This is a genomic window from Saccharothrix lopnurensis (genome assembly GCF_042658445.1).
Classification (GTDB): domain Bacteria; phylum Actinomycetota; class Actinomycetes; order Mycobacteriales; family Pseudonocardiaceae; genus Actinosynnema; species Actinosynnema lopnurensis.
Map to the genome: position 1 here is coordinate 209,761 of NZ_JBHSQO010000003.1, position 12,999 is coordinate 222,759.

A 12,999-nucleotide genomic window follows, 5' to 3' on the forward strand; every position below is an offset into this window, starting at 1 on the left:
GGAAATCGTGGCCCTTCCCCAGCTTACCGAGGAGCAGCGGGCCGCAGCGCTGGAGAAGGCTGCTGCCGCTCGTCGCGCTCGGGCTGAGCTCAAGGAGCGCCTCAAGCGTGGCGGCACGACCCTGACGGACGTGCTGAAGGCCGCCGAGAGCGACGAGGTCCTTGGCAAGATGAAGGTGTCCGCGCTGCTCGAGGCCCTTCCGGGCGTCGGCAAGGTTCGCGCGCAGCAGATCATGGAGCGCCTGGAGATCGCGCCGAGCCGCCGGCTGCGCGGCCTCGGTGAGCGGCAGCGCAAGGCGCTGCTCACCGAGTTCAGCGGCGAGTGAGTGATGGCACCGGGGCGGGGTCGGGCGCACGCGCCCGGCCCCGCCTCACCGTCCTGTCCGGGCCCTCCGGCGTCGGCAAGTCCAGCGTGCTGGCCGAGCTGCGCCGCCGGGAGCCCGACATCCACTTCAGCGTCTCGGTGACCACCAGGGCGCCGAGGCCGGGCGAGGTCGACGGGGTGCACTACCACTTCGTCGACGTGGCCGAGTTCCACCGGATGGCCCACGACGGCGAGCTGCTGGAGCACGCCGAGTTCGCGGGCAACCGCTACGGCACCCCGAGGGAGCCGGTCGAGCGGGCCCTGGCCTCGGGCCGGCCCTCCCTGCTGGAGATCGAGCTCCAGGGGGCGCGCCAGGTCCGGGCCGCGATGCCGGGGGCCCGGCTGGTCATGCTGGCCCCGCCGTCCTGGGACGACCTGGTCGGCCGGCTGGTCGGCCGGGGCACCGAGGACCCCGCCGTGGTGGCCCGCCGGCTGGAGATCGCCCGCGAGGAGCTGGCGGCCGAGCCGGAGTTCGACGACGTCGTGGTCAACCACGACGTCGAGTCCGCCGCCACGAGCTTGCTAAACTTGGTGGTCGGCCCTGCGCCCGGCACGCCCTGACGCGTGCGCGGCAGGCGCGGGACGACCCCGAACGCACACCAACCGCAGGAGCGTTGACGAGTGACCACGCACACCGAGCTGGGCCCGCTGTCGGGTTCTCCGGAGGGCATCACCAACCCGCCGATCGACGACCTGCTGGAGCAGGTCAGCTCGAAGTACGCGCTGGTGATCTACGCGGCCAAGCGGGCGCGCCAGATCAACGACTACTACGCCCAGCTCGGCGAGGGCCTGCTGGAGTACGTCGGCCCGCTGGTCGAGCCGGGCCCGCGCGAGAAGCCGCTGTCGATCGCGCTCCGGGAGATCCACGCGGGTCTCCTGGAGCACACCGAAGGCGAGTGACCGGGACCGTCGACGCCCCCGGCCGCCCCGGGGTCGTCCTCGGGGTCGGCGGGGGCATCGCCGCGTACAAGGCGTGCGAGGTGCTGCGCCGGCTCACCGAGTCCGGCCACTCCGTGCGCGTCGTGCCCACCGAAGGGGCGCTCAGGTTCGTCGGCGCGGCGACGTTCGAGGCGCTGTCCGGCCAACCCGTGCAGGCGGGGGTGTTCGAGGACGTCCCCTCGGTGCCGCACGTGCGGCTGGGGCAGACCGCCGACCTGGTCGTCGTGGCGCCCGCCACCGCCAACCTGATCGCCAAGGCCGCCCACGGCCTGGCCGACGACCTGCTCACCAACACGCTGCTGACCGCCCGCTGCCCGGTCCTGCTCGTGCCCGCGATGCACACCGAGATGTGGGAGCACCCGGCCACCCGGGCCAACGTGGCGCTGCTGCGCTCGCGCGGCGTCGTGGTGGCCGAGCCCGCCAGCGGCAGGCTGACCGGCAAGGACACCGGCAAGGGCAGGCTCCCCGAGCCCGCCGAGATCGTGGACCTGGCCCGGCTGCTGCTGGCCCGCCCCGACGCGCTGCCGCGCGACCTGGAGGGCCGGCACGTCGTGGTGTCCGCGGGTGGCACCCGCGAACCGCTCGACCCGGTGCGCTACCTGGGCAACCGCTCGTCCGGCAGGCAGGGCCACGCCCTGGCCAGGGTCGCCGCCCAGCGCGGCGCGCGGGTCACCCTCGTCGCCGCCCACACCGCCGACCTGGTTCCCCCCGCGGGCGTCGACCTGGTGCGCGTGGGCTCGGCCGAGGAGCTGCGCACGGCCGTGCACGCCGCCGCCGGGTCCGCCGACGTGCTGGTGATGGCCGCCGCCGTGGCGGACTTCCGACCGGTCTCGACCGTCGAGCACAAGATCAAGAAGGGTGACCGCGACCCCGAGCCCGTCGCGCTCACCCGCAACCCGGACATCCTCGCCGAGCTGGTCGCCGCCCGCCGCCCCGGCCAGGTCGTCGTGGGGTTCGCCGCCGAGACCGGCGACGCCGAGACCGACGTGCTGGGGTACGGCCGGGCCAAGCTCAAGCGCAAGGGCTGCGACTGGCTCGTGGTCAACGCGGTCGGCGACGGCAAGGCGTTCGAGGTCGAGGACAACGCCGGCTGGCTGCTGTCCTCCGGCGGCGCGGAGACCCCCATCCCGCACGGTTCGAAGGCGCAACTCGCGTCCGTTGTGTGGGACGCCATTGCGCCCTCCGCCGAACTTCGGGGTACTCCCTGGTCAGGCTAAGTAAGCTGGTCCCGTTCGCGGATCGGTCTAGCCAGGGAGTGTCGTTGAGCCAGCACAGCAGCAGGCTGTTCACCAGCGAGTCCGTGACCGAGGGACACCCCGACAAGATCTGCGACGCGATCAGCGACTCGATCCTGGACGCGCTGCTGGCCAAGGACCCCCGCTCGCGGGTGGCGGTGGAGACCCTGGTCACCACCGGTCAGGTGCACGTCGCGGGCGAGGTGACCACCGAGGCGTACGCGGACATCCCGTCCATCGTGCGGGACAAGATCCTGGAGATCGGCTACGACTCCTCGGCCAAGGGCTTCGACGGCCACTCCTGCGGGGTCAACGTGGCCATCGGCGCCCAGTCGCCCGACATCGCGCAGGGCGTGGACACCGCGTTCGAGCAGCGGGTCGAGGGCGAGCAGGACGACATCGCCAAGCAGGGCGCCGGCGACCAGGGCCTGATGTTCGGCTACGCCTGCACCGACACCCCCGAGCTGATGCCGCTGCCGATCGCGCTGGCCCACCGCCTGTCCCGGCGGCTGACCGCGGTCCGCAAGGACGGCACCGTGCCCTACCTGCGGCCGGACGGCAAGACCCAGGTCACCATCGAGTACGCGGGCGACCAGCCGGTGCGCCTGGACACGGTGGTCGTGTCCACCCAGCACGCCGACGGCATCGACCTGGAGAAGCTGCTCGGCGTCGACGTGCGCGAGCACGTGGTGGCGCCGGAGATCGCCGAGCTGGGCCTGGACACCTCGAACGTCCGGCTGCTGGTCAACCCCACCGGCCGGTTCGTCATCGGCGGCCCGATGGGCGACGCGGGCCTGACCGGGCGCAAGATCATCGTCGACACCTACGGCGGCATGGCCCGCCACGGCGGCGGCGCGTTCTCCGGCAAGGACCCGTCGAAGGTGGACCGGTCGGCGGCGTACGCGATGCGCTGGGTGGCGAAGAACGCCGTGGCGGCGGGGCTGGCCACGCGCATCGAGGTGCAGGTGGCGTACGCGATCGGCAAGGCCGCGCCGGTCGGGCTGTTCGTGGAGACCTTCGGCACCGAGACGGTCGACCCGCAGAAGATCCAGCAGGCCATCGAGGAGGTCTTCGACCTCCGCCCGGCCGCGATCATCCGCGACCTGGACCTGCTGCGGCCGATCTACGGCCCGACCGCGGCCTACGGCCACTTCGGGCGCACGGACATCGACCTGCCGTGGGAGAACACGGACCGCGCGACCGCGCTGCGTGCCGCGGCGGGGGCCTGAGCGGGTTCCCCGGACCCCGGCGTGGTGGCCGGAGTCCCGTGTTGGCCGCTCAGCCGTCGGGTCGTGCCTGCCGCCGGGGCCCGTCCCGCGTTGAGCCGTGTCAGCCGTCAGGTCGTGTCAGCCGTCAGGTCGTGCCTGCCCGGCCGTACCGGCCGCCGGGCCGTGTTCGCCGGTCGGCGGGGTCGGCCGCGGGTCCGGCCACCGATGCCGAGCCCGTCGGCCGGCGCCGCGACCCGCGCGTCCGTGAAGCCCCGCGAGACCCCCGCCCTGCCCTGGACCGCGTCGAACCCGTGGTAGGCGCCAGCACCTCCAGCAGCTCGCAGCCGACCCCCGCCCGCCGCGACCGGTCGGCGTAGGCGACGTCCTCCCGGTGGCACAGGTCGTCGGTGCGCGCCGAGGTCCGGTCGTCCGGCATCGGGTACACCAGCAGCTGGAACACCGGCCGCACGTCCCCGCGCCCCTGGCCGGCAGCGCGAGCGCGGCCGCCAGACCACCACCGGCGCTCGCGCCGCCGACCGCGACGCGGCCCGGGTCGACGTCGGTCTGGTCGGCCAACCGGCGCAGCGCCGCCCGGCAGTCGTGCAGCGGCGTGGGGAAGGGGTAGTCGGGCGCGAGCCGGTACTCCACCGCGGCCACCACGACCCCCAGCTCGTCGGCAACCCGGCGGCAGAACCGCGCGTCCTGCGCGGCGCTGCCCATCACCAGCCCGCCGCCGTGGACCCACAGCAGCGCGGGCCGGGGCCCGGCGAGCGCGCCGGCCGGTCGGAACACGGACATCGACACCCCGGGCTCGACCCGCACCCGCTTCGCGCCCTGCGGCGGGCGGTTCCCGCGCAGCCTCGTCAGCAGCCTGATCAGCGGCGGCGAACCGGACTTCTTCCCCCGGACTTCTTCCCCCGGAATCCGCCGGGTGGAGCCTTGTGGGAGGACGTGTCCGGGAGCCGGGAGCCGGGAGCCGTCCGGGCGTCCGCTGCCTCGGCTCACCAGGCCATGGCCGTCCCAACCGCGCCCCACTCACCACCACCGCACCCAAACGATCACCCGACCGAGACCTTGCCCCCGTCGAACACCTGTTCGATACTAAATCCATGACCCCATCCCACCCCCTGCCCCAGGCCCTCTCTCCCTCCTCCACCCCTCCTCCTTCCAGCCCCTTCTCACCACCGGTCCCCGAACGCGGTCGTGACGGGCCGCCCGCCGCCACCCGGGCCGCGAGTGTCGCCAGCGGTCTCTGGTAGACCTCCCCCCGTGGCGGGCGAGGTGGGCAGCAGGCGCGGGGAGCGGGTCCCCGCCGCCTCGATGCCGGTTGCCCGCGTGTCCGTCGACGTGCCGCTGGCCCACCTGGACCGCCCGTTCGACTACCTGGTCCCCGCGGAGCAGGACGCGGACGCGGTGCCCGGCTGCCGGGTCCGGGTGCGGTTCGCGGGGCAGCTGGTGGACGGCTACCTGCTGGAGCGGGCGGAGTCCTCGGAGTACGGCCGGAAGCTCACCTTCCTGGACCGGGTGGTGTCGTCCGAGCCGGTGCTGTCCCCGGAGGTCGCGGAGCTGGCGCGGGCGGTGGCCGACCGGTACGCGGGGTCGTTGATCGACGTGCTGCGCATGGCCATCCCGCCCCGGCACGCGCGGGCCGAGGCAAAGCCGTCGCCGGACCCCGGGCCCGCGCCGGTGGCGCCGCCGGAGGAGGGCTGGGCGCGGTACCCGCTCGGCTCCCACCTCCTGGAGGCGCTGCGCTCGGGTCGTGCCGCCAGGGCGGTGTGGCAGGCGCTGCCCGCCGAGGACTGGCCGGCCCGGCTGGCCGAGGCGGCGGCCTCGATGGCCAGCACCGGGCGGGGTGCGCTGGTGGTCGTGCCGGACCACCGTGACCTGGCCAGGCTGCACGCGGCGTGCCTCGCGCTCATGCACGAGGCGGACGTGGTGGCACTGTCGGCCGACCTCGGGCCCTCCGAGCGGTACAAGCGGTGGCTGGCCGTGCGACGGGGCTCGGTGCGGGTGGTGCTCGGCACGCGCGGGGCCACGTTCGCGCCGGTGCACGACCTGGGCCTGGTCGTGGTGTGGGACGACGGCGACGACCTGCACTCCGAACCCCGGATGCCTTACCCGAACGTGCGTGACGTGCTGGTGCAGCGCGCGCACCTGACCGGCGCCTCGTTCCTGGTCGGCGGTTTCGCCCGGACCGCCGAGGCCCAGCTGCTCGTCGACAGCGGCTGGGCGCACGAGGTGGTCGCGGCCCGCGACACGCTGCGCTCGGTGGCGCCGCGCGTGGCGGCCGTCGGCGACAACGACTGGCAGGAGGTGAAGGACCCAGCGGCGAGATCGGCGAGGCTCCCGTCCATGGCGTTCGACGCGGCCCGCGCCGCGCTGTCGGCCGACAGCCCGGTCCTGATCCAGGTACCGCGCCGGGGCTACGTGCCCGCCCTGGCGTGCGGCCAGTGCCGGGCACCCGCCCGGTGCCGCCGCTGCGCGGGACCCCTGGCCCTGCCGGGCGGCACCCGGGACGGCGAGCCCAGGCCCGCGTACTGCCGCTGGTGCGGCGCGACCGAAGCCGCCTACCGCTGCCCGACCTGCGGCTCACGCCGGCTGCGCGGCCAGATCATCGGCGCCCGCCGCACGGCCGAGGAGCTGGGCCGGGCGTTCAACGGCGTCCCGGTCCGCACGTCGGGCGGCGACGAGGTGCTGTCCACCGTCCCCGGTGGCCGCTCGCTGGTGGTCGCGACCCCCGGCGCGGAACCGGTGGCCCCGGACGGCTACGGCGCCGCCCTGCTGCTGGACGGCTGGGCCCTGCTGGGTCGAGCCGACCTGCGGGCTGCCGAAGAAGCGCTGCGCCGCTGGATGACGGCGGCGGCGCTGGTGCACGAGGCCGGCCGGGTCGTGGTGATCGCGGACTCGTCCCTGGCGCCGGTGCAGGCACTGGTCCGCTGGGACCCGGTGTGGCACGCCAGGCAGGAACTGGCGGCCCGGGAAGAGCTGGGCTTCCCGCCGGCGGTGCGCATGGCCACGGTCGACGGCTCCCGGGACGCACTGGCCGCCGTCCTCGACGACCTCCACCTACCCCCGAGCGGCGAAGTCCTGGGCCCGGTCCCCCTGGACGAGGACCGGGAACGCGCCCTGGTCCGAGTAGCCCGCCCGGACGGCCGATCGCTGGCCGCGGTCCTCAGCGAACTCCAGTCGGTCCGCAGCGCAAGGAAGGAACCCGAGGCGGTCAGGGTGAAGCTGGACCCCCTCGAAGTCCTCTGACCCGCCCCTGTCTCTCCAGCACGGCTCCCACCCCTGCCTTTCCGCCCCCCTCGCGCATCCCCTCTACCTCCCACTCCTCTGCGTCCCACCGCGCTCGGGTCACCGCGCTCGGGTCACCGCGCTCGGGTCACCGCGCTCGGGTCACCGTGCTCGGGTCACCCGCTCGCGCCACCTGCTCGCGCTGCCCCGCTCGGGCCACCCCGCAGGGGCTCATCGCCGGTCGCGCCTCCCACTCCTCTACCTCCCGCCCGGCTCGCGCCACCCTGCCGGGGCTCGCCGCCGCCTGCGCCTGCCGCCTGCGCCTCCCCCCGCCTGCGCCTCCCCCCGGCCTGCGCCTGCCGCCTCGCTCGCGCCGCCCCTCCAGGGCCGTCTGTCGGGCCGGGTCGTACTACTCCGCCCACCTCGCCCCCAACCCTCCAGAATCGATTCAGCCACCGCCCCAACCCACGCTTATCCATCACAACCCCATGTGCTCACCTCCCGCGAACCAGCCACTCGGGAGGTTCAGCTTTCCCCCGGGGTGGAGTAGAAGAGAACGATGCTCCGGTCGACTGTCGTCAGCGTCCTCGCATCCGTCCTGCTGGTCCCGCTCCTGCCCGCCGTCGCGGGCGCCACCCCCGCCGCGCCGCCCCGCGTGCCCGAAGCCGTCGGCAGCGGGGGTGTGGTGTCCAGCGTCGACCCCGACGCCTCGCAGATCGGGGTCGAGGTCCTGCGCCGCGGCGGGAACGCGGTGGACGCCGCGGTCGCGGTCGCCGCCGCGCTGGGTGTCACCGACCCGTTCTCCGCCGGCATCGGCGGTGGCGGCTTCTTCGTCCACTACGACGCGCGCACGGGCCGCATCTCCACATTGGACGGTCGTGAGACCGCGCCCGCCGCCGCGAACGCCGACCTGTTCGTGGAGGACGGGGTGGCCATCCCGTTCGCCGAGGCCGTGACCAGCGGGTTGTCGATCGGTGTCCCGGGCACGCCCAAGACCTGGGAGGAGGCGCTCCGCAGGTGGGGCACCTTGTCCCTGGACCGGGCCGTCAAGCCGGCCGAGGACCTGGCCCGGCGCGGCTTCCGGGTCGACGCCACCTTCAACCGCCAGGTCACGGAGAACGCCGCGCGGTTCACCGACTTCACCTCGACCCGCGCGCTGTACCTGCCGAACGGGACCCCGCCCGCGATCGGCAGCACGTTCCGCAACCCCGACCTCGCCGACACCTACCGCGAGCTGCGCCGCAAGGGCATCCGCACCTTCTACGAGGGCGAGCTGGCCCGTGAGGTGGCGCGGACCGTCCAGCAGCCGCCGGTCGCCGCCGGCGTCACCCGCGAGGTCCGCTCCGGCGGGATGACCACCGCCGACCTGCGCGGCTACTCCGTCGCGCGCCGCGACCCCACCCACATCCGCTACCGCGGCCTCGACGTGTTCGGCATGGCCCCGCCGTCGTCCGGCGGCACCACGGTCGGCGAGGCCCTGAACATCCTGGAGACCACGAAGCTGTCGGAGGAGACCCCCACCCAGTACCTGCACCGGTTCCTGGAGGCCAGTCGCCTGTCCTTCGCCGACCGCAACCGGTGGGTGGGCGACCCGGCGGCGGTCGACGTCCCGACCCGCGAGCTGCTGTCCCAGCGCTTCGCGGACAGCCGGGCGTGCCTCATCGACCCGACCAAGGCCCTGACCGGCGCCGTCGCGCCCGGCGACCCGCGCAACCCGGCCCCGTGCGGGACCACCGGCGAGCCCGCCGCCACCCCGTACGAGGGCACGGACACCACGCACCTCACCGTCGCCGACCGCTGGGGCAACGTCGTCGCCTACACGCTCACCATCGAGCAGGAGGGCGGCAGCGGCATCGTGGTGCCCCGCCGGGGGTTCCTGCTCAACAACGAGCTGACCGACTTCTCGTTCACCCCGGTCACCCCGGGCGTGCCCGACCCGAACCTGCCGGGCCCCGGCAAGCGCCCGCGCTCGTCGATGTCGCCGACCATCGTGCTCGACCACGGCAAGCCGGTGCTGGCCCTCGGCTCACCCGGCGGCGCGAGCATCATCACCACGATCATCCACGTGCTGACCCAGCGGCTGGACCGGGGCGTCCCGCTGGTCGAGGCCATCGCCGCACCGCGCGCCTCCCAGCGCAACGCCGCGAGCACGCAGGCCGAGGCCGCCTTCCTGGCCACCCCCGAGGCACAGGCCCTGCAAGCCCTCGGGCACCGCTTCACCCCGACCGGCGAGATCGGCGCGGTGACGGCGGTCGAACGCCTCGGGGACGGCCGCTGGCGCGCCGCCGCCGAGACCAGCAGGCGCGGAGGAGGCGCGGCCCGCGCCGTCTGGCCCTCGCGCTGATCGTTGATCGCTGACCAACAGCGGCTGACCACCGGCTACCGGCAACCCGCCGCGCACCGCCGGCCCGCCATCGGCAACCGGCCCGCCACCCACCACCCACCCGAACAACCCACGCCCCACCTCGGGCCCACCCCGCCACCAAAGCGGGGTGGGCCCGAGGCGTCCCGTGCCCTTCATCCCGAGGTATGACGGCGAACCGCTACTCCAAGCGGATGCACGCGCACGCCTCCAGCCGGACCCTGGAGGTACGAGACGAGGAGCGTGACATGACCGCCATCACGATGACCCACCCACAGGGCCCGACCGCGGGCGCCGAGTTCCCCACCACCGCACCCGCCCTCACCAGGCAGCTGACCGACGCCCTCCCCGCGGGCGTCACCACCGCCGCCCGCTTCCTCGGCCACTTCACCACCGCCCTGCTGGGCGTGGCCCTCCTCGGTCGTGACCTGGAGCACTGACCCGCTTTCCGTAGACTGGAGAGCCCAGGCGCCGGCACGAGGAGTGTGCGTGACCGTCCAACCGATCCGGCTGTTCGGCGACCCGGTGCTGCGCAGCCCCGCGGTCGAGGTCGGCGATTTCGACGCGGAGCTGCGCAGGCTGGTCAAGGACCTCTGGGACACCATGGGCGAGGCCGGCGGCGCGGGGCTCGCCGCACCGCAGCTCGGCGTGGGCCTGCGCGTGTTCACCTACCACTGCGACGGGTTCGCGGGTCACCTGGTCAACCCCACCTTCGACGTGGTGGGCGACGAGTACCAGGAGGGCCTGGAGGGCTGCCTGTCCATCCCCGGCCTGGCCTGGGACTGCCGCCGCCACCGCCGGGTGATCGCCCGCGGCTGGAACATGTACGGCGAGCCGGTCGAGGTGGAGGGCACCGACCTGCTCGCGCGCTGCATCCAGCACGAGACCGACCACCTCGACGGCGTGCTGTTCCTGGACCGCCTGGACGAGGAGACCCGCAAGCGGGCGATGGCGGAGATCCGGCAGCAGTCGTGGTTCGACGGTTCCGCGCCGACCCTGAAGCAGTCGCCGCACCCGCTGTTCGGTGGCGCGAACTAGCGCCGGCGGGCTCTCCTAGACTTGCGCCCTGCCCCGATGCGAGGAGAGCGCGTGTTCGACCCAGCCAGTCCGCCGTTCCACCGGAGTTCCGCCGTGCCGTCCGGAGGCGCGTGACGATGCGCCTGGTCTTCGCGGGTACGCCCGAGGTCGCCCTGCCGTCGCTGCGGGCGCTCCTGGAGTCCGACCGGCACGAGGTGGCCGCCGTGGTCACCAGACCCGACGCGCCGTCCGGCCGCGGTCGGCGGGTGGAGCGGTCGCCGGTCGCGGCGCTGGCCGACGAGCACGGCATCGAGGTGCTGACCCCCGTCAAGGCCGGTGACCCGGCGTTCCTGGCCCGCCTGCGCGAGCTGCGGCCGGACCTGTGCCCGGTGGTCGCCTACGGCGCGCTGCTGCCCGAGTCCGCCCTGGCCATCCCCACCCACGGATGGGTGAACCTGCACTTCTCGGTGCTGCCCGCGTGGCGTGGCGCGGCACCCGTGCAGGCGGCCGTGCGGCACGGCGACGACATCACCGGCGCGACCACGTTCCGCATCGTCAAGGCCCTCGACGCGGGACCGGTGTTCGGCGTGCTGACCGAGCGGGTGCGCGAGCGCGACACGGCCGGCGAGCTGCTGGCCCGCCTCGCCGAGTCCGGCGCCAAGCTGCTGCTGTCCACTGTGGATGGCATCGCGGACGGCTCGCTGCGGGCCGTGGAGCAGCCCGAGGAGGGTGTCAGCTACGCGCCGAAGGTGGCCGTGGACGACGCCCGGCTCGACTTCGGCACGCCCGCGGCCGCCCTGGACCGGGTGGCCCGCGCGGTCACCCCGGACCCGGGCGCGTGGGCGGAGTTCCGCGGCGAACGGCTCAAGCTCGGCCCGGTGCTGCCGGTCGAGGAGGGGCACGACCTCGCCCCGGGGGAGATCAAGGTCGAGCGCAAGCGCGTGCTCGTCGGCACGGCCACCGAACCCGTCGCGCTGGGCGAGGTCCAGGCGCAGGGCAAGAAGCGGATGCCCGCCACCGACTGGGCGCGCGGCGCCCGCGTCGAGGCGGGGGAACGGATCTCATGACACAGCGGTCTTCCCGACCCTCGCGGCCCCGCCGCCCCCACCCGCCCCGCCGGCGGACCGGTCCCGTCCGGCCGCCGCAGGACGACCCGGCGCGCCAGGCCGCGCTGGACACCCTGCGCGCGGTGCGCCAGCGCGACGCCTACGCCAACCTGGTGCTGCCCGGCCTCCTGCGGGAACGCCGGATCACCAGCCGCGACGCGGCGCTGGCCACCGAGCTCACCTACGGCACGCTGCGCGCCCAGGGCCTGCTCGACGCCGTGCTGACCGCCTGCTCGGACCGCCCGCTGTCCGAAGTGGACGGCGCGGTGCTCGACGCCCTGCGGCTCGGCGCCTACCAGCTGCTGCGCACCCGCGTCCCGGCGCACGCGGCGGTCGCCTCGACCGTCGACCTGGTGCGCGCCGAGCGGGGCTCCGGCGCGGCCGGGTTCGCCAACGCGGTGCTGCGCCGCGTCACCGAGCAGGACGAGCAGGGTTGGGTGGAGGAGGTCGCGCCCGACGAGGACACCGACCCGGTCGGCTACCTGGCCATGGCCAACGCCCACCCGAGGTGGATCGCGCAGGCGTTCGCCGAGGCGCTGGGCAGCCGCGGCGAGTCGCTGCGCGACGCCCTGGCGGCCGACGACACGCGCCCGTCCGTGCACCTGGCCGCCCGGCCCGGGGAGGTCACCTCGGACGAGCTGGCCGCGATGACCGGCGGCGAGCCGGCCCCGTACTCGCCGTACGGGGTGCGCCTGGAGGAGGGCGGCGACCCCGGTGACCTGGAGGCGGTGCGGGAGCGGCTGGCGGCCGTGCAGGACGAGGGCAGCCAGCTCTGCGCGCTGGCGCTGACCCGCGTGCCGCTGGAGGGCCCCGACGCGCGCTGGCTGGACCTGTGCGCGGGGCCCGGCGGCAAGGCCGTGCTGCTGGGCGCGCTCGCCGCCCTGTCCGGCGCCGACATGGAGGCGGTGGAGAAGGCGCCGCACCGCGCCGAGCTGGTCCGCAAGGCGGCCGGTGACCTGCCCATCACGGTGCACGTCGCCGACGGCCGAGACTCCGGCCTGCCCGCCGGCTCGTTCGACCGGGTGCTGGTGGACGCGCCGTGCACGGGCCTGGGCGCGCTGCGCCGCCGGCCGGAGGCGCGCTGGCGGCGGCAGCCGTCGGACGTCGCGCCGCTGGCCCGTTTGCAGCGGGAGCTGCTGACCGCCGCGCTGGAGCTGGTGCGGCCGGGCGGGGTGGTGGCCTACGTGGTGTGCACGCCGCACCTGTCCGAGACGGTGGGCGTGGTCGCCGACGTGGCCCGCCGGACCGGGGCCGAGCGGGTGGACACCCGCGAGTTCTTCCCCGGCGTGCCGGAGCTGGGCGACGGGCCGCAGGTGCAGCTGTGGCCGCACCTGCACGGGACGGACGCGATGTTCTGCGCCGTGCTGCGGCGACCCGCGTGACCCGCGGTCCCGGTCTGTCCCGTACTGCCGCGCGCGGCAGTACGGGACAGACCGGGCCTGCTGTGGCCGGGCCTGCTGTGGCCGGGCGTTCCGGGGTCGTGCCTGCCGGGGGCGGGCCTGCCGGAACCGTGCCGTCCCCCTCCCGCACACCCG

General features: G+C 75.0%; 12 protein-coding genes and 1 pseudogene. 11 read left to right on the forward strand and 2 right to left on the reverse strand.

Annotation, left to right across the window (positions count from 1 at the left end):
- Window positions 1-7: 7 nt before the first annotated feature.
- The 5 genes from mihF to metK are packed head-to-tail and all read left to right on the forward strand — an operon-like array spanning window position 8 to window position 3,766.
- A complete protein-coding gene (gene mihF / locus ACFP3R_RS04730; RefSeq protein ID WP_033427832.1) occupies window positions 8-325 on the forward strand; it encodes an integration host factor, actinobacterial type in 318 nt (105 codons plus the stop codon).
- On the forward strand, window positions 322-924 hold the full coding sequence (gmk, locus tag ACFP3R_RS04735; RefSeq protein WP_380633184.1) for a guanylate kinase: 603 nt from the start codon (window positions 322-324) through the stop codon (window positions 922-924). Before mihF ends, gmk begins: the two co-directional genes overlap by 4 nt.
- 60 nt (window positions 925-984) lie before the next feature.
- Entirely contained in the window at window positions 985-1,263 is a 279-nt protein-coding gene (rpoZ, locus tag ACFP3R_RS04740; protein WP_015103666.1) for a DNA-directed RNA polymerase subunit omega, read from the forward strand.
- Window positions 1,260-2,519: a bifunctional phosphopantothenoylcysteine decarboxylase/phosphopantothenate--cysteine ligase CoaBC gene (gene coaBC / locus ACFP3R_RS04745; RefSeq protein WP_380633186.1), complete on the forward strand. Its 1,260-nt coding sequence runs from the start codon at window positions 1,260-1,262 to the stop codon at window positions 2,517-2,519. Before rpoZ ends, coaBC begins: the two co-directional genes overlap by 4 nt.
- Before the next feature lie 44 nt (window positions 2,520-2,563).
- Entirely contained in the window at window positions 2,564-3,766 is a 1,203-nt protein-coding gene (gene metK, locus ACFP3R_RS04750; protein ID WP_380633188.1) for a methionine adenosyltransferase, read from the forward strand.
- Window positions 3,767-3,890: 124 nt separating this feature from the next.
- On the opposite strand, the gene ACFP3R_RS04755 is transcribed toward metK, so the two are convergent.
- Together ACFP3R_RS04755 and ACFP3R_RS04760 are read right to left on the reverse strand one after the other, a co-directional pair.
- Window positions 3,891-4,205, reverse strand: coding sequence for a hypothetical protein (locus tag ACFP3R_RS04755; RefSeq protein WP_380633380.1), 315 nt, complete (start codon window positions 4,203-4,205; stop codon window positions 3,891-3,893).
- Between the two features lie 23 nt (window positions 4,206-4,228).
- Window positions 4,229-4,543, reverse strand: a pseudogene (locus tag ACFP3R_RS04760) (alpha/beta hydrolase); the annotation flags it as partial.
- 522 nt (window positions 4,544-5,065) lie between these two features.
- Here ACFP3R_RS04760 and ACFP3R_RS04765 point away from each other — a divergent pair.
- From ACFP3R_RS04765 to ACFP3R_RS04790, 6 genes are all read left to right on the forward strand, one after another.
- Window positions 5,066-7,000 carry a primosomal protein N' gene (locus ACFP3R_RS04765; RefSeq protein ID WP_380633370.1) on the forward strand — a complete coding sequence of 645 codons (1,935 nt, stop codon included), beginning with the start codon at window positions 5,066-5,068 and terminating at the stop codon, window positions 6,998-7,000.
- 538 nt (window positions 7,001-7,538) lie between these two features.
- Window positions 7,539-9,323: a gamma-glutamyltransferase gene (gene ggt / locus ACFP3R_RS04770; RefSeq protein ID WP_380633190.1), complete on the forward strand. Its 1,785-nt coding sequence runs from the start codon at window positions 7,539-7,541 to the stop codon at window positions 9,321-9,323.
- Window positions 9,324-9,589: 266 nt separating this feature from the next.
- Complete coding sequence (locus tag ACFP3R_RS04775) at window positions 9,590-9,781, forward strand: hypothetical protein (protein WP_380633192.1); 192 nt, start codon at window positions 9,590-9,592, stop codon at window positions 9,779-9,781.
- 49 nt (window positions 9,782-9,830) lie between these two features.
- Entirely contained in the window at window positions 9,831-10,379 is a 549-nt protein-coding gene (gene def, locus ACFP3R_RS04780; protein ID WP_380633194.1) for a peptide deformylase, read from the forward strand.
- Between the two features lie 116 nt (window positions 10,380-10,495).
- The gene (fmt, locus tag ACFP3R_RS04785) at window positions 10,496-11,425 is read left to right on the forward strand and encodes a methionyl-tRNA formyltransferase (RefSeq protein WP_380633372.1); all 930 of its coding nucleotides are present in this window, start codon (window positions 10,496-10,498) and stop codon (window positions 11,423-11,425) included.
- Entirely contained in the window at window positions 11,422-12,846 is a 1,425-nt protein-coding gene (locus tag ACFP3R_RS04790) for an RsmB/NOP family class I SAM-dependent RNA methyltransferase (protein ID WP_380633196.1), read from the forward strand. The genes fmt and ACFP3R_RS04790 overlap by 4 nt, the downstream gene beginning before the upstream one ends.
- Window positions 12,847-12,999: the final 153 nt, after the last annotated feature.